The 26,369-nt window shown below is 44.4% G+C and carries 20 protein-coding genes; 9 read left to right on the top strand and 11 right to left on the bottom strand.

What is annotated here, in order from left to right:
- Positions 1 to 11 precede the first annotated feature (11 nt).
- Genes rng through tldD form a run of 4 tightly spaced genes read left to right on the top strand, consistent with a single transcriptional unit; the run spans position 12 to position 7,645 of the window.
- Positions 12 to 1,481: a ribonuclease G gene (gene rng / locus AAFX28_RS22225; RefSeq protein WP_408690694.1), complete on the top strand. Its 1,470-nt coding sequence runs from the start codon at positions 12 to 14 to the stop codon at positions 1,479 to 1,481.
- Positions 1,482 to 1,490: 9 nt separating this feature from the next.
- Positions 1,491 to 5,360, top strand: coding sequence for a YhdP family protein (locus AAFX28_RS22220; protein ID WP_408690693.1), 3,870 nt, complete (start codon positions 1,491 to 1,493; stop codon positions 5,358 to 5,360).
- 11 nt (positions 5,361 to 5,371) lie between these two features.
- On the top strand, positions 5,372 to 6,190 hold the full coding sequence (locus AAFX28_RS22215; RefSeq protein WP_408690692.1) for a carbon-nitrogen hydrolase family protein: 819 nt from the start codon (positions 5,372 to 5,374) through the stop codon (positions 6,188 to 6,190).
- A gap of 9 nt (positions 6,191 to 6,199) precedes the next feature.
- Positions 6,200 to 7,645, top strand: a complete 1,446-nt coding sequence (gene tldD, locus AAFX28_RS22210) for a metalloprotease TldD (protein WP_408690691.1) — start codon at positions 6,200 to 6,202, stop codon at positions 7,643 to 7,645.
- A gap of 67 nt (positions 7,646 to 7,712) precedes the next feature.
- Here tldD and arcA read toward each other — a convergent pair whose 3' ends face one another.
- Positions 7,713 to 8,933, bottom strand: coding sequence for an arginine deiminase (gene arcA / locus AAFX28_RS22205; protein WP_408690690.1), 1,221 nt, complete (start codon positions 8,931 to 8,933; stop codon positions 7,713 to 7,715).
- Positions 8,934 to 9,498: 565 nt separating this feature from the next.
- On the opposite strand from arcA, the gene rraB reads away from it, so the two are divergent.
- Positions 9,499 to 9,909, top strand: coding sequence for a ribonuclease E inhibitor RraB (gene rraB, locus AAFX28_RS22200; protein WP_053437933.1), 411 nt, complete (start codon positions 9,499 to 9,501; stop codon positions 9,907 to 9,909).
- A 128-nt stretch (positions 9,910 to 10,037) separates the two neighbouring features.
- Positions 10,038 to 10,838: a glycosyl hydrolase 2 galactose-binding domain-containing protein gene (locus AAFX28_RS22195; protein WP_408690689.1), complete on the top strand. Its 801-nt coding sequence runs from the start codon at positions 10,038 to 10,040 to the stop codon at positions 10,836 to 10,838.
- On the opposite strand, the gene AAFX28_RS22190 is transcribed toward AAFX28_RS22195, so the two are convergent.
- The 5 genes from AAFX28_RS22190 to argR form a co-directional block, all read right to left on the bottom strand.
- On the bottom strand, positions 10,835 to 11,227 hold the full coding sequence (locus AAFX28_RS22190) for a DUF2061 domain-containing protein (RefSeq protein ID WP_408690688.1): 393 nt from the start codon (positions 11,225 to 11,227) through the stop codon (positions 10,835 to 10,837). The genes AAFX28_RS22195 and AAFX28_RS22190 overlap by 4 nt on opposite strands.
- A 169-nt stretch (positions 11,228 to 11,396) precedes the next feature.
- Positions 11,397 to 11,834, bottom strand: coding sequence for a universal stress protein (locus AAFX28_RS22185; RefSeq protein ID WP_408690928.1), 438 nt, complete (start codon positions 11,832 to 11,834; stop codon positions 11,397 to 11,399).
- Between the two features lie 101 nt (positions 11,835 to 11,935).
- Positions 11,936 to 14,515 carry a TRAP transporter permease gene (locus AAFX28_RS22180; protein WP_408690687.1) on the bottom strand — a complete coding sequence of 860 codons (2,580 nt, stop codon included), beginning with the start codon at positions 14,513 to 14,515 and terminating at the stop codon, positions 11,936 to 11,938.
- A 227-nt stretch (positions 14,516 to 14,742) separates the two neighbouring features.
- Positions 14,743 to 15,711 (bottom strand): TAXI family TRAP transporter solute-binding subunit, encoded by a 969-nt coding sequence (locus AAFX28_RS22175; protein ID WP_408690686.1) that lies wholly within the window; start codon positions 15,709 to 15,711, stop codon positions 14,743 to 14,745.
- 332 nt (positions 15,712 to 16,043) lie between these two features.
- Positions 16,044 to 16,514 (bottom strand): transcriptional regulator ArgR, encoded by a 471-nt coding sequence (gene argR / locus AAFX28_RS22170; RefSeq protein WP_004415727.1) that lies wholly within the window; start codon positions 16,512 to 16,514, stop codon positions 16,044 to 16,046.
- Between the two features lie 330 nt (positions 16,515 to 16,844).
- On the opposite strand from argR, the gene mdh reads away from it, so the two are divergent.
- Positions 16,845 to 17,780, top strand: a complete 936-nt coding sequence (gene mdh / locus AAFX28_RS22165; RefSeq protein WP_408690685.1) for a malate dehydrogenase — start codon at positions 16,845 to 16,847, stop codon at positions 17,778 to 17,780.
- Positions 17,781 to 17,878: 98 nt separating this feature from the next.
- A complete protein-coding gene (locus tag AAFX28_RS22160) occupies positions 17,879 to 18,070 on the top strand; it encodes a hypothetical protein (protein WP_171760455.1) in 192 nt (63 codons plus the stop codon).
- Positions 18,071 to 18,137: 67 nt separating this feature from the next.
- Here the strand turns inward: AAFX28_RS22160 and AAFX28_RS22155 are convergent, their stop codons facing one another.
- The 5 genes from AAFX28_RS22155 to AAFX28_RS22135 form a co-directional block, all read right to left on the bottom strand.
- Positions 18,138 to 18,527: a RidA family protein gene (locus AAFX28_RS22155; RefSeq protein ID WP_004747250.1), complete on the bottom strand. Its 390-nt coding sequence runs from the start codon at positions 18,525 to 18,527 to the stop codon at positions 18,138 to 18,140.
- A gap of 136 nt (positions 18,528 to 18,663) precedes the next feature.
- Positions 18,664 to 19,125 (bottom strand): aspartate carbamoyltransferase regulatory subunit, encoded by a 462-nt coding sequence (gene pyrI, locus AAFX28_RS22150; RefSeq protein ID WP_408690684.1) that lies wholly within the window; start codon positions 19,123 to 19,125, stop codon positions 18,664 to 18,666.
- 17 nt (positions 19,126 to 19,142) lie between these two features.
- Positions 19,143 to 20,072, bottom strand: a complete 930-nt coding sequence (gene pyrB, locus AAFX28_RS22145; protein ID WP_408690683.1) for an aspartate carbamoyltransferase — start codon at positions 20,070 to 20,072, stop codon at positions 19,143 to 19,145.
- 256 nt (positions 20,073 to 20,328) lie between these two features.
- On the bottom strand, positions 20,329 to 21,333 hold the full coding sequence (locus AAFX28_RS22140) for an ornithine carbamoyltransferase (protein ID WP_408690682.1): 1,005 nt from the start codon (positions 21,331 to 21,333) through the stop codon (positions 20,329 to 20,331).
- Positions 21,334 to 21,451: 118 nt separating this feature from the next.
- Complete coding sequence (locus AAFX28_RS22135; protein WP_408690681.1) at positions 21,452 to 22,828, bottom strand: PhoH family protein; 1,377 nt, start codon at positions 22,826 to 22,828, stop codon at positions 21,452 to 21,454.
- Between the two features lie 473 nt (positions 22,829 to 23,301).
- Between AAFX28_RS22135 and rapA the strand changes: the two genes are divergently transcribed.
- Positions 23,302 to 26,211 carry an RNA polymerase-associated protein RapA gene (rapA, locus tag AAFX28_RS22130; RefSeq protein ID WP_408690680.1) on the top strand — a complete coding sequence of 970 codons (2,910 nt, stop codon included), beginning with the start codon at positions 23,302 to 23,304 and terminating at the stop codon, positions 26,209 to 26,211.
- Positions 26,212 to 26,369: the final 158 nt, after the last annotated feature.

Genomic DNA, 26,369 nt, shown 5'->3' with positions numbered 1-26,369 from the left:
GAGGTGCGCTCATGAGTGCAGAGTTGCTGATCAACGTGACCCCGAGTGAGACTCGTGTGGCCATGATTGAAGGGGGAACCCTACAAGAAATCCATGTCGAACGTGAAGCTAAACGCGGTATTGTTGGCAATATTTACAAAGGAAAAGTCAGCCGAGTGCTGCCGGGCATGCAAGCTGCCTTTGTTGATATTGGCCTAGAAAAAGCGGCTTTTCTTCATGCGTCTGATATTGTCCCGCATACTGAGTGTGTTGCTGATAATGAAAAGCAGCAGTTCCAAGTTCGTGATATTTCCGAGCTCGTCCGTCAAGGGCAAGACATTGTCGTGCAGGTGGTGAAAGACCCACTAGGTACTAAAGGCGCACGTTTAACCACAGATATTACCCTTCCTTCTCGTTACTTAGTCTTTATGCCTGGCGCAAGCCATGTAGGTGTCTCACAGCGTATCGAGAGTGAGCAAGAACGTAACCGCCTAAAGAAGGTAGTTGGTCATTACTGCGATGAAAACGGCGGTTTTATCATTCGTACAGCAGCAGAAGGTGCGGATGAAAAAGAACTTTCCCAAGATGCAGCTTTCTTAAAGCGTTTATGGTCTAAGGTGATTGAACGCCGTAGCAAGTACAAGACACGTGCAACTCTTTATGGTGAGTTAGGTCTGTCACAACGTATCCTTCGAGATTTTGTTGGCACTGAGCTCAATAAAATTCTTGTTGATTCACGTCTAGAGTTTGAAAACCTTAAGGAATTTACTTCTGAGTACGTACCCGAGCTGACGGAAAAACTGGAGCTCTACGAAGGTGAGAAGCCTATCTTTGATATGTACGACACCGAGAATGAGATTCAGCGTTCATTAGAGCGCAAAGTTGAACTCAAGTCCGGTGGCTACCTGATTATTGATCAGACAGAAGCGATGACAACAGTAGACATCAATACTGGTGCTTTTGTTGGTAGGCGCAATCTAGAAGAAACCATTTTTAATACCAATATTGAAGCGACTCAGGCTATCGCACGCCAATTACGCCTGCGTAACTTAGGTGGCATCATCATTATCGATTTTATCGATATGATCGCCGATGAGCATCGTAGTCGAGTATTAAGCTCACTGGAGAACGCATTAGACAAAGATCGCGTAAAAACCAACATCAATGGCTTTACTCAACTTGGCCTAGTGGAAATGACTCGTAAGCGCACACGTGAAAGTATCGAGCATATTCTATGTTCGACTTGTCCTACGTGTGAAGGGCGTGGCAGCGTGAAGACCGTTGAATCTGTGTGTTACGAGATCTTACGTGAAGTTACGCGTGTTAATCGTGCTTACGATGCTGACAAATTCGTCGTTTACGCATCACCAGCGGTAGCCGATACTTTGCAAGGAGATGAATCTCATGCTCTTGCTGAGTTAGAGGTCTTTATTGGTAAGCAAGTGAAGATTCAAGCTGAGCCACTCTATATTCAAGAGCAGTTTGACGTTGTAATGATGTAAAGGCTGTATGTGACTTCGACTGCTACTCGTCTAACCCGATTCCTTCTTTGGCTGACCGTTACTGTATTGGTTGTTTTGGCAATTGCAGTAACGGGTCTGCGTATTGCACTCCCTCAGCTCAATCATTTCCAGCCGCAGATTCAAGCTTGGGTTAACCAAGGTTCAGGGTTGAACTTTGAGATCTCTGGTATTCATGGTTTTTGGCGCAATACCCATCCTTCAATTTCATTACAGGGCGTTAAAGCACAAACCCCAGAGAGCAGTGGTATTCATTTTTCGGCTGAAACGGTCGAGGTTGAAATTGACCTGTTTCAAACCATTATTCAGCGTCAGCCTGTAGTTGCAGATTTAAGTATCCATCAACTTAATTTAGATATTACGTCTGTGAAATGGGCGACTAATGAGGAAAAGTCAGAGCTACAGCCGCAAGGTGAGCAGAAAGGGGTCATGCAGCAGTTAGACCAGTTGCTGTTGAGACAACTCGACGGTTTCACGTTGGCGGACTCTCAAATTCACTTCTTAGGCATTGATGGGAATGAACGTGAGCTAAGTATTGCGAAATTGAGGTGGCAAAATGACGGACGCCATCACCTTGCTGATGGTGAAGTCAGCCTAGTCAATGCACAAATTAACTCTGCACAGGTTAAAGCGAACTTTGTTGATTATGGCTCGCTATCCGAAGTCAGTGGTGAGTTTTACGTTTCTGCGCAAAATGTACTCGTAACGCCTTGGCTGACTAAATACTTAAAGACTGAAACGGGCATTGAAAAGGGACAAGTCAGTTTCAATAGCTGGCTGACGCTTAAGAAAAGCCAGCCAGTAAGTGCTTACTTAGAATTAGAGTCATCAGAGTTAATCTGGCAAGAAGGTGGGCGACATGAGCTATGGATTGAATCTGGCGTCTTAGAGTTAGAGCCGAAAGACAATGGTTGGCAAGTAAATGCTCACTCACTTGAACTACGAACGGATGAGCAAGACTGGCCTGAGCTTGATATGGCGTTTGACTGGCAACCAGAACAGTGGCGCTTAAACATTTCTCAACTGGATATTACCGCGTTAACTCCTTTGGTAAAGTTAGCACCTGACTCTCAATCGACCACGGAATTATTAGAGACTTTCTCTTTGGGTGGTTTGGTTGAAGATATCCGTATTTCTATGGGAGATGGACTAGATAGCCTTAAATACTCTGCAGAACTTTCAGACGGAACCATGTCACAGTGGGAACTACTGCCAGGAGTTCATCATCTATCTGCTTCTATTTCAGGGAACTTGAAGCAAGCACAAGCAAGTGTATCCCTAATCGATGATGTCTTACCCTATGGTGAAGTGTTCCAAGCGCCGCTGAATATTAAGCAAGGGCAGGTGGATATCGTCTGGCAAAATGGAGAGCATGGCTGGAGTTTGTGGGCAGATAAAGTGACCGCGGCAACCCCTGATCTTCAAGTCCTTGGAGCTTTCCGTCTCGACTTTCCTAAAGAAAGAAGCCCGTTCTTATCTTTCTACGCTGAAGCAGATTTATATAACGCTGGTGAAACTTGGCGTTATCTACCGACATTGGCACTTGGCCGCGACTTAACGGATTATCTGAGTACGGCGATCCAAGGTGGTCGGGTCAATACCGCTAAACTACTTTGGTTCGGGGAGTTAGGTGACTTCCCCTATCAAAACCACAACGGCATGTTCCAAGCTTGGGTTGGATTGAAGCAAGCAAAATTCAGTTTTGACACTGCTTGGCCAGCGATAACAGATTTACAACTCGACCTTCTATTCCAAAATGATGCGATGTATTTAGATTCGCATAGCGCTACTTTAATGGATGTGACCGCTAAACGAATTACCGGTCGAATTCCGGTACTAGGACCAGGTGGACACATTGAGATTGAGGCTCAAGCTAGTGCACAGGGTAATGCTGTTCGTGACTACATGACCGCCTCACCACTTGTGGACTCGGTAGGTGCAGCGTTAACGGCTGTTCAGGTAGATGGGCCAGTTACATCAAGCTTCCAACTGAATATTCCATTTGATACCGATAGAGAAGCACGTGCATGGGGTTATGCTGATTTGAGCAAAAACCATGTCACAATAGACGCGCCTCCGATGACTCTCGAAACTGTTTCTGGGCGTATCGAGTTTGATAATGATGTGGTGAGTGCTGCAGGGTTATCGGCAGACTTACTTACTCAGCCTGTCTCGATTGACTTTAACGGTGAGAACATCGACCAAGGTTATGGGGTAGCGATCAATGTCGTGGGTGATTGGGATGCGAGACCATTAGCACCATATCTAGGTAGCCATTGGTTAGAACCTGTAGATGGGCATGCGCCTTGGCAGACGGATATTGATTTGCAACTCAACGATGTCGGCTTTACGTATCAAATAGATACCATTGCAGACCTTAAGTTAGTAAGCAGTAACTATCCGGCACCTCTTGGTAAAAAAGTGGGTGAAAAAGGCAAAGCGCGCTTACAAGCTTCGGGTAACCAAGAGAGCATTACTGCGCGACTCCAGTTACCAAACGCTAAATATCAAACTGAAATTGATATTCGTCCGGATGTACCGGTATTAACTGCAACTAACCTGGTACTTGGTAAAGGCAGTTTTAAAATCAGTCCTATCACCGGCCACCAAGCTCAAGTGCGTTTGGACAACTTCAATCTCGATAGTTGGATTGAACTCGCCTCTAAAGAACAAACGAATTCTTCTGCAGTTTTGGCGCAGATGAATACGCCACAAATCCCATTACCGTCGAGAATCGACCTTGATGTTAAAGAGTTGACTCTGGCAAGTATTGGTTGGAATGACGTGGATTTCAGCGCCAAACGTAAGGGACTAGGTTGGTATATGAACCTAGATAGCCAAGAGGCAAAAGGGGAAGCGACTTACCTCGAACCGTATGATTTGTCTGTCTCTTTAAAACGCTTACATGTTTATGTTCCAGCTCTCGATGAAGAGCTTAAAGACAAAACCATGTTCGACAATGAAAACACCGAAAAGCCGTTGATAGATACATTTGATCGTACTTTCCATCAACAGATTCCAAATATCACCTTAACCATCGATGATTTTTGGTTGCAGGGATACAGAGTCGGAAAAACGCATCTGGATCTGCAACGCCAAGGTGAAAAGATTGAGTGGAAGAAGCTCTCTTTTGAAAGTGGCAGTAATAAGGTCAACATGGACGGTTGGTGGCAGCTCAACGAAACGCAGAACCATACCAAGTTTAATATCACCATGTCGGGTGAGAACAACAGTGATGTGATGGAACGCTTTGGCATTTCGTCTGGTATTCAGCGTGCTCCGTTTGATATCAGTGCCAACATTGAGTGGGACGGTTCACCATGGTCAGGTCGAGTGTCTACTTTGAAAGGGGATGTCAAAACCAAGCTAGGTAAAGGTGTGATTTCTGATGTGAGTGGAGCAGCTAGGTTGCTAGGTATCTTCAGTCTAGACTCGATCATTCGAAAAATGCAGCTCGACTTTACCGATGTATTCGATAAAGGCATGGCATTTAACTCTATCACTGGTAGTGGCTCGATTCGAAACGGCATTTTCCTCACCAACGACATCAAAATGGATGCGGTAGCGGGTGAGATGAGCATTAAAGGATTGGCCAACCTAAATACACGTACGGTGGATGCAGAGGTGAACTTTACCCCAGATATAACATCAGGTATTCCCGTCCTAACGGCGTTTGCGGTAACTCCACAAACAGCGCTGTATGTGTTGGCGATTACTACGGTTATTTCACCGGTTGTGGAAGTCTTTACCCAAGTGAATTACGAAGTGAAAGGTCCCTTGGATGCGCCTATAGTTAAAGAGCTTTCAAGAAGTAGGGGCGAATTTAAGCTACCGCAAAAGCTGCGAGATGCAGCGAAATAGGAGAGTTGCTCATGGAACGAGTTGGACTAATTCAGATGACTTCTGGACCAAATCCTCAGCACAATTTTGCGTACATCCGTGAACAGATTGTCGCGTTGGCCAAAGCCGGCGCGACGTTAATTGTTACTCCAGAAAATAGCCTCGTTTTTGGTAGCCGTAAGGATTATCACGATAATGCTGAGTGTTTAGGAGAAGGGCTATACCAACAGCAATTAGCTAAGCTTGCGAAGGACAACTCTGTATGGCTATTGATTGGCAGTATGCCCATTCAACGTCAACACGGAGTGACCACGACATCACTGCTTTTTTCTCCTCAAGGAGAGCTTGTCGCCCATTACGATAAGCTACATATGTTCGATGTTGATGTGGCTGATGGACACAAACGTTATCGAGAGTCTGAAACTTTTACTCCGGGCTCTCAAATTGTTACTTATCCAACCCCATTCGCGCATCTTGGCTTGAGTATCTGCTATGATGTTCGCTTTCCTACACTGTATAGTGAACTTGCCCGCTTAGGCGCTAACCTTATTGTTGTCCCTGCTGCATTTACGGCTGTGACAGGCCGAGCGCATTGGGAGCCTTTGTTATGTGCAAGGGCCATTGAAACACAATCATGGTTAATCGCTGTGAATCAAGCAGGGGTTCACCCTTGTGGGCGAGAAACTTGGGGGCACTCGATGGTTATTTCTCCATGGGGAGAGATTGTCGGGGCACTATCTGATGAACCAAGTAATTTATTAGTCGAAATTGACCTAGCCCAAGTCGATGAATTGAGAGCCGCAATGCCAGTAAGGCAACACACTCGATTCAGCAACCAGTTACAAAATTAAGAGCAAAGTATGACCATAAATCACGTAGAAGACGCGTTGCTTAAACCAGCCGGACTTAGTGAGCAAGATATTGCAGATACCCTAGCAAGCATTGCCACACGTCAAATCGATTACGCAGATATTTATTTCCAATCGAGCTGGCATGAATCTTTGGTATTAGAAGATAGCATCATTAAAGATGGCTCTTTCAATATTGATTGCGGCGTTGGTGTAAGAGCGGTAACCGGTGAGAAAACAGGTTTTGCTTACTCTGATCAGATTCAACTAGAAGGTTTAAAGCAAAGTGCTGTCGCGGCGCGTGGTATTGCTCAGCAAGGTCAAAACGGTCAAGTTCAGGCATTTAAACGTACAGACAATCAGAGCTTTTATGCAGCTGCTAACCCACTAGAGAGCTGGGAAAAAGAACAAAAGACTCAGCTGCTTAAAGAACTAGATGCTTATATCCGTACTAAAGAGCCTTTGATTAAAGAGGTGTCTGTTAGCCTGAGTGGCGTCCATGAACAAATGCTGGTGGCAGCAACAGATGGAACATACGCAGGTGATATTCGTCCGTTAGTGCGTTTATCTATCAGCGTTCTTGCTCAGAAAGGCGATCGCAGAGAGCGTGGTAGTTCAGGTGGCGGTGGCCGCTTTGGTTACGATTTCTTCTTATCCGATAGTGATGGTGCCAAGGTCGCTTATCATTATGCCGATGAAGCGATTCGAATGGCGCTTGTTAACCTTGAAGCAGATGCAGCCCCAGCAGGTATGATGCCAGTCGTACTAGGATCAGGTTGGCCGGGTGTGTTACTACATGAAGCAGTAGGTCATGGCCTAGAAGGTGATTTCAACCGTAAAGAGTCCTCAGTGTTCAGCGGTAAAGTAGGCCAAAAGGTCACGTCAGATCTATGTACTATTGTTGATGATGGTACTTTGAAAGATCTACGTGGATCTCTAAACGTTGATGATGAAGGCGTAAATGGACAGTACAACACCTTAATCGAAAACGGCGTGCTAAAAGGCTACATGCAAGACAAGCTCAATGCTCGCTTAATGGGCGTTAACCCAACAGGTAACGGCCGTCGTGAGTCTTATGCTCATCTGCCAATGCCTCGTATGACTAATACTTACATGCTGCCTGGTGAACATACTCCAGAAGAGATCATCTCAACGGTGAAGAAAGGTCTATATGCACCGAACTTTGGTGGTGGTCAGGTAGATATTACTTCGGGCAAGTTTGTTTTCTCTGCATCTGAAGCCTATTTAATTGAAGATGGCAAAATCACTCGCCCAGTTAAAGGTGCGACCTTGATTGGTTCTGGTATTGAAGCAATGCAGCAAGTGTCGATGGTAGGTAATGACCTAAGTATCGACCGCGGTGTTGGTGTATGTGGTAAAGCAGGCCAAAGTGTTCCAGTTGGTGTTGGTCAGCCTACACTGAAGCTAGATTCAATCACAGTGGGTGGTACAGAATAAGAACTAAAAAGGGTTGATGCGTAAAACATCAACCCTTTATTATTTCTGCGACTTGCTTAGTGAGGTGTTAAATACCGTCACGCTCAATAGGACAACTCATACAACGAGCACCGCCACGGCCACGGCCTAGTTCATTACCAGGAATAGTTAGCACTTCAATACCTGCTTTGTCGTACTTTTCATTGGTATAGACGTTGCGCTCGTAACCGATAACTACACCTGGCTTAACAGTCAGTACGTTGTTGGCATCATTCCACTGTTCGCGCTCTGCTTCGTAACTATCACCACCGGTGGTAATGATCTTCAAGTAATCTAGCCCTAATGCTTCTTCAATGGCATGAATAAAGCTTGGCACTTTCTCTACCTTCATATCACCATCATCTTTAGCTGATAAGCGCCAAGTGTTGAGATCTTTACGCATGATCTCAGGGTAGACAGAGAAAGTATCGATATCCATATGGGTCATTACCGTGTCTAAGTGCATGCACGAACGGTGCTTAGGTAACTCAATAGCAATGACTTCTTTAGCTTGGCCATGCTTAAACAGATTTGCAGCAAGGTTTTCTACACCTTGTGCCGTTGTTCTCTCTGACATACCAACCAGCACGGCGCCTTTACCGATAACTAATACGTCACCACCTTCAATATTGGCGTTATCGTAATGAAGATCTTCATCACCAAAGTATTTAATAAAGTCTTGGCCGGCAAACACAGGGTGCCAGCGATAAATGGCTCTTAGATGGTTAGTTTCACGCTGACGAGCAGGCTTCATCATTGGGTTAAGAGACACTCCGCCGTACACCCAGCATGACGTATCACGGGTAAAAAGATGGTTTGGCAAAGGCTCAATCACAAAGTCGAGAGGCTGATGCATGCGCGGTAGCATAGAAGACGACTTAATAGGAAGCTCTGAATAAGCAAGGCCACCAAGCAATACTGTTGCTAAGTGTTCATTGTCCATGTCAGCTAAGTAGTTGCGAAGGTCTTTAGCGAAGGTCGGGCCGTAGCGAAAATCAGAAATTTGTGTATTCAGCAACCAAGTTCGTGCTTCCGCAACCTCTAATGTTTCTACCAGTAAGTTGTGCAGTAGTAAAACTTCAACCCCTTGGCCAGTTAATGTCTCAGCAAACTTATCATGTTCCTCACCAGCCGCTTCTACAGCCAGTACATCATCAAACAATAGATCATGACAGTTAGAAGGGGTTAAGTGGGTGAGTGCTCGCTCAGGACGGTTTAATAGTACTCGTCTTAATTGACCAACTTCTGAGCCTACGTACAACTTACTCATTTTGTATCCTTACAATTAATTCCAGAACGTATTTATGACAAGTTTGTTATAAAGATGCAAGTCAACTTAATGGTAAAAATAACTAGCTTTTGTTTCTATTGTGGTCATTTGTTCTGATATTTTTCCTTAATATATAAAATCACCAAATATCTTGTTTCAGGCAGTTTAGTGTAAAGGTGAGTCTATATGCGCTTCATACCAGTTTGGACAGTGCTGAGTTCTATCAAGCTGAAGCATAGCTATTCACTAATTAGCGATTTGTTGTAGATGGCGTATATTTTTATGCATTTGTTCAGTGCTACTTGATATGCAAAGAATGCTGATAAAAACGCATAAATTGAAGTTATCAAAGCGGAGGTGTCTGAAAGAGATAATTCTGAATCGCTTAGTTGATAACGAAATGTTAAATTTTTCATCTTGTGAGGTTGATCTGGTTTGATCTTACCTTTTTAGGGAGAGAAAGATCGTGATCAAGCCACATTCTGGGTAGTAATTTATCTGGATCCATGCGATATTTCCTCGCTGTAAATTACGATCTATTTTGTCACTATCTGGAGCACGACTTATGTCTCACGAAGATGAATATCTATCTGTTGAAGAATTAATTGAGATTCAAAAGGAAGAGACTCGCGATATTATCCAAGCCTTATTAGAAGATGGCAGTGAACCAGATGCTTTGTATGAGATCGAGCACCACCTTTTCGCTGAAGACTTTAACACCCTTGAAAAAGCGGTAGTTGAAGCATTCAAGATGGGCTTTGAAGTATTAGAAGCTGAAGAAACTGAAGATGAAGACGGCAACAAGCTACTTTGTTGTGATGCGACGATGGAGTCTGCATTGAATGCAGAAGCGATCGATGCACAGGTAGAAAAACTGATTCATCTCGCTGAAAAATACGACATCATCTATGACGGTTGGGGCACTTACTACGAAGGCGAAGATGCGCTATATCCTGAAGAGGATGACGAAGAGTAATCGCTTCTCTTTAAGCCTAGATTAGATTTGAGAATGCCAGTCTTAGTGACTGGCATTTTTGTATCTTTATAATAATCACTGGATTATAATCTCTCAAACTTGATCTGGCTCAATTTATAAAAGGGATTATGCAGCTTTCACTTGCCGGTCTTTGGCAGATATCGCCACTTACAGACTTATCTGTCCCACAAGATGACATCACTTTTCCTGCTCCATTAAGTGCTAAACTTCCTGATTCACTATCTGAAGCAGAGATAGCAGCTCAAGAGTGGCACCTAATGCATGATATCGAAGTCGATGAAGCGATGATGGCGTTTCCAAGTGTTGATTTAGTGATTGGTGGCGTTGACTACCATGCTGAAGTTCGCTTGAACGGTGTCGCTGTATTTGACTGTGATGGCAGCCAAGCGGAATATAAAAAAGACATTCGACCTTATATGCAGCTAGGTCGAAATCGCTTTGAGATTCTTTTCTTAGAGGAAGATGAAGATCTTCTATTTGAAGATGATCAATTAGAGCTATGTCCGCTGGGGGAGCAGCCTTATCAAAAGAGTGATAGCCGAATCGGAGTCTGGAAAGAGCCGTACCTGCAGTTCATTCGTAACGTACGATTAGAACATATTACGACGGAACAGATTTGGCATCATGGTGGTGGCTGTGAATTCCTAGTGGATTTACACTATCACACCTATTCTCCGGGGCTAATTTCAGCGGCGGTGCAGTTCAATGGCATGACGTATCACTTACCAATTGATGTTCGAGATACCCATGCAAGTGCATTATTCCAGATTGAGGCACCAATATACGCTGATACCGATAACCCAAACCTGGATGATCTTTACTTGCTGGAAGTAGCTTTAGATGGCCAAACCCGACGTGAATACATCGGGTTGAATAAAGATATGTGTGTGTCGCATTATCCACTTTAGGCGTGAACGCATCCCCAATGTTGTGTCGCTTCTTGCTTACGTAGCCACACCTTTTCATGAAAGTAGTAGGCGAATGTATTGATGGTTGGTTCTATGGCCGCCATCACGCCACCTACAAATACATCTCCTGTCATTAAGTACACAACACCAAAAGCGACACTGAAGTGAACGACTGCAAAGCTGGTGGTTTTTACCTTAGCGGATTGAGCTAATTTTTGTAGTGTAGAACTCTTATACCAAATACGCTCATGGAAGTAGAAAGCGACTGAGTTTACCGTAGGCTCAACCATTGCAATTAGACTGCCAATTAGGATATCACCCGTCAATACATACGCGACTGTGAACGCAATGGTGAAGTGAATAGCAGCGAATGTTAATGTCTTTTTCATGGTAATAACCTAATCTTGGGTAACTCGATATGGTTATTATTGAGAATTATTCTTATTAAAGAAATTGGTTTATGACGATAGTTTTGATAGGTTCTATCTATTGAAATTATGAAGTGGTTAAATAAAAAGGCGCTTAAAGCGCCTTTTTTACTTGAGGGTGGTCAGTGGATTAACCTTGTGGTTTAACAACTAACACATTGATAGGAGAGTTCTGGACTACTTTACTTGCGACTGAACCCAGTACCACTTTATCGATTTTTGAGCGCTTATGGCTTGGCATCACAATCAGATCAGCGCCAAGTTTCTCAGCGTAATCTAAGATGGTTGAGTAAGCCTTACCTTCACCTACGTGTACCTTGTAAACCACGTCATCGTCAATATGGTTGACGGCAAAGTCTTTAAGCTGATTTTCTACGTCAGCTTTCATTTTTAGAGCAGCATCTTTAGGAAAGTAGGTCGCTACCATCGACATGTGAATTCCTGGTAGAACATTAAGCAAATGCACTTCAGCATTCGAGTGTTTTGCATGCCAAACAGCAAGCTCGACCGCCTTGTCAGAAAAGCCTTTGTCGTTTAAATCAACAGGAACAAGAATCTGCTTATACATCATTATTTCTCTTATTGTTCACCTTGAAGCGTGTCTTCAAGGGGGAGTTAATGCATCCTTAGCTTAATTGTAGCCCCACTCTAAGAGCAGGGCTGATTAAGTTACGCGCTCAGCTGTTCCTTTCGAGCTCGTCTTCTCTGGTTCATCGCCAGACCAATAAGAAGGAGTAACGCAGGCACGAATACCCACTCTTTCATTGGACGGTCTGCATCAACAACCACAGAACGAATTTCCCAGTCAAAATCGACGCCTGCTGCTTCTGCAGGACTGCCGAACTCAACCATATCTACTAGCATGCGGCCATTAGCATCGTTAAGCATCAAGCCCATTGACGTAATACGCTCTTCTGCTGTTTTAGCTCGGTCTTCAAATGGCAGACGCACTGTTTTAGAAATATAGTCGCCTTCTAGGTTTTCACCTGCTACTAATAGTTCGATCTCTTCGCCTACTTTCAATTGCTCAGTAATTTGCGCAATTTCTGTACCTGGGTGCATGATCTTCGCTGGGTAGATTTCATCCCACCAGAAACCTGGACGGAAGAAAGTAAACGTCAGTACTAGTAGTGCAACAGTTTCCCACCATTTGTTTTTGGTAAACCACCAGCCTTGAGTCGCTGCTGAGAATATCAGCATCGCAATGACTGAAGAGAAAATGGTCAGCAATAAGTGCCAAATACTATCAATGCCCATCAACAGTAACTGGGTGTTGAAGATAAACATAAATGGCAAGATCGCGGTTCGAATATCGTAAGTAAAGCCTTGAATACCCGTTCGAATCGGATCTGACTTCGCAATTGCAGCTGCAGCAAAGGCTGCTAAACCAACCGGTGGAGTATCGTCCGCTAAAATACCGAAGTAGAACACAAACAGGTGGACTGCAATCAATGGAATGATTAAGCCACTTTGCGCACCAAGGGTAACAATTACTGGTGCCATTAGTGTTGATACTACGATGTAGTTTGCTGTTGTTGGTAGACCCATACCTAAGATCAAGCTGATCACAGCGGTAAATAGCAGCATCAGAATGATGTTACCGCCAGAAATAAACTCAACAAAGTCAGTCATAACCAGACCGATACCCGTTAGTGTTACTACACCAACGACCGTACCAGCCGCCGCTGTCGCTACGCCGATACCAATCATATTACGAGCACCAGACACTAAGCTTTCAGCTAGATCAATAAAGCCTTCTTTAGTTTGGGTCGCTACGCTACCTTCTTTCGATAGAATTGCTATCAATGGACGTTGAGTGATCAAGATAAAGATCATAAACACTGTTGCCCAGAAAGCAGACAGACCCGGAGAGAAGCGCTCTACAGTCAAACACCAAACCAAAACAACGATTGGTAGTAAGAAGTGAAGACCAGATTTAATCGTTGGACCCGGTTCTGGGACTTCAGTTAGCTCTGCATCAATCTCAATTGCGCCTTCTTTAGCGTATTTCGCTGAGATGTTCACAAGTGCAACGTAAGCAATCAGCAAGGCTACAGTAACGATAGGAGTTGCTGCTTCACCAAAGACATCTTTCGTCCAGCCAACACCGTAGTAGACCGCACCGCTTAAAATACAAAGGCCTAAAATGGTGCCAGTAAACGACAGTAGGCTATGAATAAACTTCGGCGTGTGACGACGAGGTAAGCCAGTCATACCCGCTTTACATGCTTCAAGGTGAACAATGTAGATAAGTGCGATGTAAGAGATCAGGGCAGGCAGAATCGCTGCTTTGATTACTTCAACGTAAGAGATACCCACGTACTCAACCATCAAGAATGCTGCTGCACCCATGATTGGTGGAGTTAGCTGACCGTTCGTTGAAGCCGCAACTTCTACTGCGCCCGCTTTAGTACCAGGGAAGCCAACACGTTTCATCAGTGGAATTGTGAAAGTACCTGTTGTTACCACGTTAGCAATCGATGAGCCTGATACTAAGCCAGATAGGCCGGAAGCAACAACGGCTGCTTTCGCTGGACCACCTTTCATGTGACCAAGTAGAGAGAAGGCTACTTTAATAAAGTAAGCACCGGCACCAGCACGTTCTAACATTGCGCCAAATAGAACGAACAAGAAAACAAATGAAGTCGATACGCCTAATGCAACACCGAACACACCTTCAGTCGTTAACCATAGGTGTGACATTGCTTTGTTTAAGCTTGCGCCTTTGTGAGCAATAACGTCTGGCATATGAGGACCGCCAAACGTGTATAGCAAGAAGACTGCTGCCACAACCATTAACGGTGGACCTAAAGCACGACGAGTCGCCTCAAGTAACAACACCATACCTGTTACTGCGATAACAATATCCAAGGTAGTTGGTGCACCAGAACGACCAGCGAGCTCGGTGTAAAAAATATAGATATAAGCAGCAGAAAAGCTACCAGCCAGTGCTAATAACCAGTCCACTACTGGAATACGATCCCTTGGGGAATTCTTTAACGCTGGATACGCAGTAAAGGCAAGGAATACAGCAAACATTAAATGGATGGAACGTGCTTCAGTATCGTTGAGTACGCCAAAATTGAAAATAAACGGTAGAGGGGATGCGTACCAAAGTTGGAACAGTGACCAACATAGCGGCACAAACCATAAGATGCGACCAGAGAGTCCTTGCGGAGCACGCGCACCAGTATCGGATTGAGCTACCATTTCCTGCACATCTTGAGACGGAGTGTTTGTCGTCGACATGTACTTAATCCTTATTATAAATGGTCCGTATATTTATGATTATGAGAACCTTTATTTAGCATCTTTTAGTGTAGTGAAAAGATGAAATATTGCTCAGTTGTGTGGGTTTCTTAGATATAAAATGAGAAAGAGTTTCAATAATGTGAAACTCCAAATAGAGTGTAGTTCTTTGACTACATTGATATTAACTAAGGAGGCGGAGTGCCTCCTTAGTCATCAAAGAGTGCTTACTTAAGTAGGCCAATCTCTTTGTAGTATTTCTCTGCACCTGGGTGTAGAGGGATAGAAAGACCAGCTTGAACCATGTCTTCTTTCTTCAGGTTAGCGAACGCTGGGTGTAGACGTTTAAATGTATCGAAGTTTTCGAATACAGATTTCGCTACGTTGTACGCTACATCGTCAGAAACGTTTGTCGTTGTTACCATAGTTGCAGCAACACCGAAGCTGTTTACGTCTTTGTCAGTGCCACGGTACATACCCGCTGGTACTGTGCTGAATGCGTAGTATGGGTTGTCCGCTACGATTTCATCGATTTTCGCACCAGTTGCAGAAACTAGTTTTGCGTCACACGAAGTCGTTGCTTCTTTGATTGATCCGTTCGGGTGACCAACTACGTAAACAAATGCGTCAATCTTGTTATCACAAAGAGCTTGTGAACGCTCAGAACCTTTTAGTTCAGAAGCCAGTTTGAAGTCATCGTTAGTCCAGCCCATAGCGTCCATTACAACACCCATTGTTGCACGGTCACCAGAACCTGGGTTACCAATGTTTACACGTTTGCCTTTCAGGTCAGAAACGTTTTCAATGCCAGCATCGCTACGAGCGATGATGTTGAACGGTTCTGTGTGTAGAGAGAACACTGCGCGCAGCTCTTTGTATGGGCCTTGCTCAGCAAACTTACTTGTACCGTTGTAACCGTGGTACTGCCAGTCAGACTGAACGATACCGAAGTCTAGTTCGCCTGCACGGATAGTATTCACGTTGTAAATTGAACCACCAGTTGATTCTACTGAACAACGAATGTTGTGGTCTTTACGGCCTTTGTTAACTAGCTTACAAATTGCACCACCAGTAGGGTAGTAAACACCTGTTACTGAACCTGTACCAATTGTGATGAACTCTTGAGCGTTAACTGCGCCTGCGCCCATAACTGCAGCAGCAATAGCGCCAACTTTAATAAGTTTGTTCAATGCCATGAATTTCCCTTCCTTTATTCATTATTAACCCTTAGCAAGTGTAGTTGCTTTGGGCGTTTCCTATTACTGGAAACGGCATCTTTTTCAATCCGTATGTTGAAAAAGTGGCTGAATAATAGCAAAAAATTGGCACATAATTACACGGATGTTAATGAATATAGGCAAAAAGCCTGAATATTAACCTAATGTATTAGGAATATTTCAAGGGTAAAGTTCTTTTAAATCATCGTGTTACGTGGTGGTGTTGGCTGGGGCATGATTTTTTTAAGATGTGATCTCAATCACGCCGCGAATTTAGCGGCGTAATTTATATAGCGTTGTTTTATATGAAACTAACCGGTGTACTCAAACAGGTCACAAACTGAGTTAAATAGCTGCTCTGTGGTAATTGATAACGTCGGAGTAATGAAGATGGTGTCATCACCGGCAACCACACCTAAGATGCCTTCCGCTTTACCTAAAGAATCAAGTAGGCGAGCAATCAATTGAGCAGCACCAGGACCTGTGTGGATGACAACCAGAGCATTGTTATGATCAATATCAAGTACTAACTCTCTCAGCGAGCTCGATACTGTTGGTACACCAAGTTCAGCTGGAAGACAGTAAACCATCTCCATTTTGGCATTACGTGTACGTACGGCACCGAACTTGGTTAGCATACGAGACACTTTCGATTGGTTGATATTATCGAACCCTTCGTTTTTAAGAGCTTCCACAATATCGCCTTGGGAGCCGAAACGTTCTTCTTTTAGTAGGGCTTTGAAAGCACGAACGAGGTTATCTTGTTTTTCTGAATGGCGCATGGTTCTCTTTCTATCTTTGATTTATAAAAAGCAAGTGAATATTTTCGCATAGATATGCAAAATGTGCCAATGCTAAACCTCAAATCTGTCTAGCAAATCACTGTAAAACTGGCAGGATTTATTGACAGAAAACCATTTAATTCTTTGTTCTTAAAAAGATTAAGAACATAATGGCAAAAAGGCGTGAAGCCTGATTTGGTTGGCTTGCGCAAGGTCGCAAAGCTGACGTTAATCATTTGTAATCATCTTGTGATTACTATAGGTTGAACACACCGATTTCAAATCGACCTACAAAACATATATAAGAGAGTCATCTCAAGGAGAACTACGATGAAAGTAGCCGTTATTGGTGCCGCTGGTGGCATCGGTCAAGCCCTAGCCCTACTACTGAAAAACCGTCTGCCTGCAGGTTCAGATCTAGCCCTTTATGACATCGCTCCGGTAACGCCGGGTGTTGCTGCTGATCTTAGCCACATCCCTACGCCAGTTTCTATTAAAGGTTACGCTGGTGAAGACCCATCTCCTGCACTTGAAGGTGCAGATGTGGTTCTAATCTCTGCGGGTGTTGCGCGTAAACCAGGTATGGATCGTGCTGACCTATTTAACGTTAATGCAGGTATTGTGAAGTCTCTTGCTCAGAAAATTGCTGATGTTTGTCCAAAAGCGCTAGTGGGTATCATCACAAACCCAGTTAACACAACTGTGCCAATTGCAGCTGAAGTTCTTAAGAAAGCAGGTGTTTACGATAAGCGTCGTCTATTTGGTGTAACAACACTGGACGTTATCCGTTCTGAAACATTTGTTGCGGATCTAAAAGACAAAGATCCAGGTGATGTACGTGTACCAGTAATCGGTGGTCACTCAGGTGTAACTATTCTTCCTCTACTGTCTCAAGTTGAAGGCGTTGAGTTTACTGCTGAAGAAGTTGAAGCTCTGACTAAACGTATTCAAAACGCAGGTACAGAAGTCGTTGAAGCGAAAGCGGGTGGTGGTTCTGCAACTCTATCTATGGGTCAAGCAGCATGTCGCTTTGGTCTAGCACTAGTGAAAGCGGCGCAAGGTGAAGAAGTGGTTGAGTACGCTTACGTTGAAGGTGACGGTGAGCACGCACCATTCTTTGCACAACCTGTGAAACTAGGTAAAGACGGCGTAGAAGAAGTACTAAGCTACGGTCCTCTAAGCGACTTCGAGAAGTCTGCACTAGACGGTATGCTAGAAACACTAAATGGTGATATCCAAACTGGTGTTGATTTCGTTAATAACTAATACGAAGTTAAATAATGAAAAGCCGACTTTCGAGTCGGCTTTTTTGATCTTGTTATTCACCTCTTCCGTACTCTTCTCTAATACAAAAGGAGAAAGTTATGGACATTAGTGAGATCAAAAAAGGGATGTTGGTAGAGTGCCAACAAGGGGTAGGGAAAGTCCTGGTGGTTGACGCGCAAACACGCTCACTACTCGTTGAACATTCCGATTCACATCAGCAAATGGCGGTTGAAGTGGATGACTTGATTGATAACCCACAATTGCACACTGGTTGCGACAAGTATTATTAACTCAGTATATCAACAAACACAAAAGCGAGCTCATCGGCTCGCTTTTTTCATTCTCACTTAATCGCGCTTACTTACGAACCGCGATTGCTTCGATTTCGATACCGACATCTTTTGGTAGTCGAGCAACTTCAACACATGAACGTGCTGGGTAGTTAGCTACGTTGTGCTCGTCGAAGAATTTGCCATAAACTTCGTTCACAGTGCCGAAGTCGTTTAGGTCTTTTACAAATACAGTCATTTTCACGATATCAGTAACAGACAGGCCAGACGCTTCTACAACCGCTTTAACGTTGTCTAGAGATTGACGAGCCTGCTCTGCGATATCTGCAGATACTTCACCAGTTGCTGGATTTACTGGGATTTGGCCAGAAGTCAGTACCATGTTACCTAGGTCTACACCTTGAACGTAAGGGCCGATAGCTGCTGGTGCTGATTCTGTATGAAGTACTTTAGTCATTATTATGTTCCATCTGTTTTAGGGGGAAATAAGAGGCTTCAGTGTGCCGTGATTTATAGACTGCGTAAAGAAAAAATCCCCACTCAGTTTGAGTAGGGATCACGCTTTTATCTCATCAAGATAGCACAGTTAGCGATTAACGCTCAGTGACGATTTCACGAGAGAAAACTTTTTCGCAGTACTTACACTTGAGGCGAATGTCTTCTTTTTTCTCGAAAACGCTGAAGCTACTTTCAACAGGTTCGTCGTGAGTAATACAGTTGGTATTTGGACATTCAAACACATTGTTTACTCGTTCAGGCAGTTCGAGTGGCAGCTTTTTCACAACTTCGTAGTTTTCGATTTGATTTACGGTTGCGTGAGGTGCGTACAGTGCGAGTTTGCTTGCCTGTTCTTCAGTAATGAAGACGTTTTCGATCTTGAGCAGATCTTTATGACCCAGTGCTGAAGATGGTAGGTTTAAGCCGACTGTGACACGCTGATTCGATTTGTCCATTGAGAATAGTTTGAGGACTTTAATACCGATTTGAGCAGGGATATGGTCGATTACCGTACCGTTTTTAATTGCTTCTACCTGCAATTGAGTTTCTTTAGACATCTTTATTTCTCCCTCGATTACAGTGTTTCGTTTAGAACAAGCGCCAGTAGAGCTTCACGGGCGTAAACCCCATTTTCAGCCTGCTGGAAGTAGTAAGCGTGCGGTGTTTTATCCACATCAACCGTGATTTCATCAACACGTGGCAGTGGGTGAAGTACTTTCAGGTTTTCACGTGCGCCTTCTAGTTGTGCTGCTGTCAGGATGTAAGCTGACTTGATGTGTGCGTATTCAGACTCATCAAAACGCTCTTTTTGTACGCGCGTCATGTAAAGGACGTCCAGTTCAGGAACAACGCTATCCATGTCAGTGTGCAGGCTGTATTCAATACCCGCTTCATCTAGCTCTTCACAGATGTAATCTGGCATCGCAAGGGCTTCAGGTGCGATAAAGAAAAAACGTACGTTGTTAAACTTCGCAAGTGCTTGCGTTAGAGAGTGGACAGTACGGCCATATTTTAGGTCACCAACAAAAGCGACATTCAAGTTGTCCAGACGGCCCTGCGTTTCAGCGATAGAGAATAGGTCGAGCAATGTCTGAGTCGGGTGTTGGTTCGCACCGTCGCCGGCGTTAATGACAGGAACGCCATTTGAAAACTCAGACGCAAGGCGCGCTGCTCCTTCTTGTGGATGGCGCATAACAAACGCATCGACATAAGAAGAGATAACTTGAACTGAGTCAGCCAAGGTTTCACCTTTCTTGGCAAGTGATGTATTACCACCGTTATCAAAACCAATCACACTGCCGCCAATGCGTTGAATCGCCGTTTCAAACGAAAGGCGAGTACGGGTTGAAGGCTCAAAGAAACAGCTCGCAATCACTTTGTTTTTGATTAACTCAGGTTTTTGATCGGCTTTTAACTCACCCGCTGTTTTGACAATCAATTCGAGCTCTTCACGAGAAAGCTCAGGAATCGAGATAATGTGCTTGTTATAAAGCGTGTTGGTCATAATCATCTTCCCATCTGAGTACTAAAATTTAGGCAATAAAAAAGCCCCCCATAACGGGAGGCTTTAGAAATCGATGGAAATAGAAAAAACTAACGCCGATAAGCACTTTGGCTTACCTAGTGTAATACGCTTTGTTGAACACGAATTACGTGGCATTGTTTTACTACCTCCAGACAAATTGCCGAGCATTATACGCTGAAGATTTGTTAACGCAAGCGATTACATCGACGCTTTTTGTGTCGAATATTGACTGTTCTCAGCTACCAAGTGTGGCGACCATCACGGCCTTAATTGTGTGCATGCGGTTTTCTGCTTCATCAAATACAATGGAGTGTTCTGACTCGAACACCTCTTCGGTGACTTCTAACCCGTTCATGCCATATTTTTCAGCGACTTCTTTGCCAACGGTGGTTTCGTCATTATGGAAAGCAGGTAGGCAGTGCATAAACTTCACTAGCGGATTACCCGTTTTCTTAATCGTGTCCATATTGACTTGGTAAGGCGTCATCATTGCGACACGCTCATCCCACGCTTGTGCGGACTCACCCATTGAGACCCACACGTCAGTGTAAAGGTAATCACAACCCTTGACGCCTTCTTCAACGTTCTCAGTCAGGGTGATCTTTGCGCCAGTCTGCTCAGCGATAGTTTGACATTCAGTGACGAGCTCTTCTTCTGGCCAGTACGCTTTTGGCGCGACAAGGCGAACATCCATACCCATCTTAGCGGCACCGACCAACAGCGAATTACCCATGTTGTTGCGTGCATCACCGAGATAAGCAAACTTAATCTCATGTAGCTGTTTACCGCGGCCATGTTCAAGCATGGTTAGGAAGTCAGCCAAGATCTGTGTTGGGTGGAACTCATCGGTTAAGCCATTCCACACTGGAACTCCTGCATATTCGCCGAGCTCTTCAACGATAGCTTGTCCAAAACCACGGTATTCGATGCCGTCATACATTCGACCTAATACACGGGCGGTATCTTTCATTGATTCCTTATGACCGATTTGAGAGCCCGATGGACCGATATAAGAAACTTGAGCACCTTGATCAAATGCGGCAACTTCAAAAGCACAGCGAGTACGAGTAGAGGCTTTTTCAAAGATCAGAGCGATGTTCTTACCAACCAGTTTTTTCTGTTCGGTACCTGCATATTTGGCTTTTTTCAGATCGGCAGAGAGGTCCAACAAAAACTGAATCTCTTTTGGAGTGAAATCGAGTAGTTTGAGAAAGTTTCTGTTGCGTAGATTAAAGGCCATGCTCCCATCCTTGAATGTTCATTCTTGTAATGGAGCTAGTTAAACATATTTAACTAATGGTTGTGAATAATTATTTTAAATAAATGCCAAGATATGAATTATATCTCGGCAAAAGTGATTATAAATTCTCTTCGGCAAACTCGGCCAGACGACTGCGTACCACGCCGTTAAGGTGGATATTAGCGCTACCTTCAAAGTTCTTGAAGCGCTCAACCATATAAGTCAAACCGGAAGTCACAGGGGTCAGATAATGCGAATCGATCTGCGCTAAGTTACCGGAACAGACGATCTTAGTGCCTTCGCCACAGCGGGTAATAATCGTTTTGATCTGCGAAGCGGTGAGGTTTTGACACTCATCGAGCAACACGAAAGCATTTTGGATCGAACGCCCGCGCATAAAGTTGATCGATTTAAATTGAATGTTGGCTTTGTCGCAAATGTACTTAAGTGATCCTTCTGTACAATGATCATTTTTGTGCAACGCTTCTAAGGTGTCCGTGACAGCAGCGAGCCAAGGCAGCATTTTTTCTTCTTCACTACCGGGTAAGAAACCGATTGATTCACCGATATCTGGAGTGTTTCGCGTCACGATGATCTTATCGAACATCCCTTTCTCAATGGTCTGTTCGAGTGCAGAAGCAAGGGCAAGTAAGGTCTTACCGCTACCAGCAGCACCCGTTAAGATCACTAAATCAATGTCTGGATCGAGTAGGGCATCAAGCGCCATTCCTTGGTAGATGTTTTTCGGAGTGATGTCCCAAGCTCGGCGGTGCATCATTCGCTCCCGACTGAGATCTTTGATGGTAATGGAGTCATTTTCGATCTCTTCAACGCGACCAGCAAAGTCACTCTCTTCATCAATCAAATACTGATTAATAAAGGTTGGCTCAAAAGGCTCCCTGTCGAGAGTGTGATAAGTGCGACCAGCAAGGTTACGGCTCTCAACGTTTTGAATTTTGCTCCAAAAGTCCCCGTCGATTTGCTGAAAACCTTTGGTGAGATACTGAACATCATCAATGAGTTGGTCTGTTCGGTAATCTTCGACAAAGCGTACTCCTGCGCCTTTGGCACGCAAACGCATATTGATATCTTTAGTCACTAAGATGACTTCACGGGGAGCCCGTTTATTCTGGAGGTAAAGCACGCCATTTAGGATGCGATTGTCGCCTGCTTTATCTGCGAAGGCTTTGACGGTTTCTTGCAGCTCGAAATCGGCCAGAATTGAGATATGGCCTGTCGATTCGTGCTCTTTATTGATCGGAATACCTTCTGAAATTTCATCAGGTGTTGCGTCCTTGAACATGGCTTCAAGTGCTCGGATAGCGACACGAGCGTCTCTTGCGACGTCTCGCTTGCTGTCTTTAATGCGGTCGAGCTCTTCAAGGACTGTCATAGGAACAACGACATCGTGTTCTTTGAATGAGTAGATGGCTAGTGGTTCATGAAGAAGAATATTGGTATCGAGAACAAAAAACTTCCGGTCTGTATCGCCCATAAGCGTCTCCTTGCCGACGTGCGGCTTGCTTACCCCTCATACTATTGCATGAAGTGGTCTACCTGCGGTTGCGTGCAGAGATGTAGCCTGGTAATCAGAGATCGCTGATGGTTTGACTACAAATACTGCAAACCCGTGTTGATCGTCATCTTAAACAATGCATCTTTTGTACCTACGTTTTTCTGACACAAAAGGTACACACTCATAAATAAGTATAAGCAGGTTTCTCAACACTCTTAGTTAGAAGTGCCACTGATTTCTTACACTTTGATGTCAAGCTCAGCTTGAGCAAAAAATTGTTGTTTTTTGAGGCCTTTGTACGTGACCAATGTCACAGCTTCGAGTAAGATTAGCGACCTTTTTCTGCGCAGCGGCTGACACCTTTTTTCCTCGTCAGTTGCCTTTCAAGTTGCGTAAGAACAGCTAAGATTTATAGACCCATTTTCGAATTAAATAGATGAGGTAGTCGATTCATGACATTTGCTTTGGGCCAGCGCTGGATCAGCGATACGGAAAGCGATCTAGGTTTAGGAACCGTTGTAGCATTGGATGCTCGTACTGTGACACTAATGTTTGCAGCTTCTGAAGAAAACCGAGTTTACGCTCGAAATGATGCGCCTGTAACCCGAGTAACCTTTAATGCTGGCGATGTCGTCGATAGCCAAGAAGGGTGGTCTCTTAAAGTTGAGCAAGTGGTCGAAGACCAAGGGCTATTTAGCTATGTGGGTCAGCGTGAAGATACGAGTGAAGAAGGTGTGATTTTGCGTGAAATCATGCTGAGTAACCAAATCCGCTTTAACAAACCACAAGACAAGTTGTACGCAGGTCAAATCGATCGTATGGACAACTTTGTACTGCGTTACCGCGCTCTGATGAACCAGTATGAGCAGCACAAGAGCCCAATGCGCGGCCTATGTGGTATGCGTGCAGGCTTAATCCCTCACCAGCTTTATATTGCTCATGAAGTCGGTCGCCGCCATGCACCTCGCGTTCTCTTAGCAGACGAAGTAGGTCTAGGTAAAACTATCGAAGCCGGTATGATTATCCACCAGCAGGTTTTGGCGGGTCGTGCTGAACGTATCCTAATCGTGGTACCAGAAACACTACAGCACCAATGGCTGGTTGAGATGATGCGTCGTTTCAATCTGCATTTCTCTATCTTTGATGAAGAGCGTTGTATCGAAGCGTTTGCTGACTCTGACAACCCATTTGATACTCAGCAATATGTGCTGTGTTCGTTAGATTTTTTACGTAAGAGTCGTAAACGTTTTGAGCAAGCTTTAGAAGGCGAGTGGGATCTATTGGTTGTTGATGAAGCGCACCACCTAGAATGGAGCCCAGAAAAGCCAAGCCGTGAGTACCAAGTCGTTGAAGGCTTAGCTGAGCGTACACCTGGCGTGCTACTACTGACCGCGACCCCAGAGCAGCTTGGCCGTGAAAGTCATTTTGCTCGTTTACGCTTACTCGACTCAGACCGTTTCTTTGATTACGAAGAGTTCGTTAAAGAAGAAGAGCAATATGCACCAGTGGCAGATTCAGTGAGTGCATTATTCTCCGGTCAAAAACTAGAAAATGAAGCGAAAAACCAGATCACTGAACTACTTTCAGAGCAAGACGTAGAGCCACTGTTCCGTATTATTGAGAGTGACTCAGAGGAAGACGCTAAGGCAGCTGCTCGCCAAGAGTTGATCGATAATTTAATGGATCGTCACGGCACCGGTCGCGTGTTGTTCCGTAACACACGTGCAGCGATTAAAGGCTTCCCTGTTCGTAACGTAAACTTGTTACCTATGCCTATCCCTCAGCAATACACCACCTCAATGCGTGTATCAGGCATGATTGGCGGCAAGATGAGCTCAGAAGCTCGCGCGCTTAAGAACCTTTACCCAGAAGAAATCTTCCAAGAGTTTGAAGGAGAAGATTCAAGCTGGTGGCAATTTGATAGTCGCGTTAACTGGTTGCTTGAAAAGATCACAGAAAAGCGTAGCGAGAAAATCTTGGTTATTGCTTCTCGTGCAAGTACAGCGCTGCAGTTAGAACAAGCTTTGCGTGAGCGCGAAGGTATCCGTGCCACAGTATTCCATGAAGGGATGTCGATTCTTGAACGTGATAAAGCTGCTGCTTACTTCGCTCAAGAAGAGGGTGGTGCTCAGGTTCTTATCTGTAGTGAAATTGGTTCAGAAGGGCGTAACTTCCAATTTGCTAACCAGCTAGTTATGTTCGATCTGCCGTTTAACCCGGATTTGCTTGAGCAGCGTATTGGTCGTCTAGACCGCATTGGTCAAAACCGTGATATCGACATTCATGTGCCATACCTACAAGGGACATCACAGGCGATTCTTGCTCGTTGGTTTGATGAAGGCCTGAATGCGTTTGCTGAAACTTGTCCGACTGGTCGCACTGTTTATGACAAGTATTCTGATCAACTGATCGAGATGCTAGCGTCGGGTGATACTACTGAGTTAGATGACGTAATTGCTGAGTCTGCTGCGATGAACAAAGAGTTGAAAGCGCAGTTAGAGCAAGGCCGTGACCGTCTTCTAGAGATGCACTCAAACGGTGGTGAAAAAGCACAAGCGATCGTAGAGAAAATTGCTGCAACAGATGGTGATACTAACCTTGTGACGTTTGCTCTTAGCTTGTTCGACACGATTGGCTTAGACCAAGATGACAAGGGCGAAAATGCCCTAGTAGTGACACCATCTGAACATATGTTAGTACCAAGCTACCCAGGTCTACCATACGAAGGGGCAACGATTACGTTTGATCGTGATACGGCACTGTCTCGCGAAGATATGAACTTTATCAGCTGGGAACACCCAATGATTCAAGGTGGTATCGATTTGCTGATGAGTGAAGGCGTGGGTACGACGGCGGTATCGCTACTCAAAAACAAAGCACTGCCTGTAGGTACGATGCTGCTGGAACTTGTTTACAAAGTGGATGCACAAGCACCAAAACGTAGTGGTATCAGTCGTTTCTTGCCAGCAACACCTATTCGTCTAATGATGGATGGCAAAGGTAATGATCTGTCTGCACAAGTTGAGTTTGAAAGCTTCAACCGCCAGTTAAGTCCAGTTGGCCGTCATATCGCGACTAAGCTGGTGGCATCGGTTCAAGCACAAGTGCACCAGATGATTGAAGCAGGTGAGAAGCTGATTGTTGAGAAAGTTGAAGCTATCCGTAACCAAGCACAGCAAGAGATGCAAGCTAGCCTGAACTCTGAGTTAGAGCGCTTACAAGCTTTGAAAGCGGTTAACCCAAACATTCGTGATGAAGAGATTGAAGCAATTGATGCCCAGATTAAAGAGCTAAATGGCTACATAAGCCAAGCTCAGTATCAATTGGATTCATTACGTATGATTGTGGTTTCTCACAACTAATTTTCGTTATTCACGTCATTCCTGAATTGAGGAACGAGATGTCAGGAATCTCTTCAATCGTTAGAGATTCCCGACTACACTCCTTCGTCGCTATCGGGAATGACCTAAATGCGTCATTCCTGAATCGAGGAACGAGATGTCAGGAATCTCTCCAAATC

Origin of the sequence: Vibrio sp. TBV020 (assembly GCF_046056895.1) — a bacterium.
Lineage (GTDB): Bacteria > Pseudomonadota > Gammaproteobacteria > Enterobacterales > Vibrionaceae > Vibrio.
This window is presented reverse-complemented; position numbering and strand designations above follow the sequence as displayed.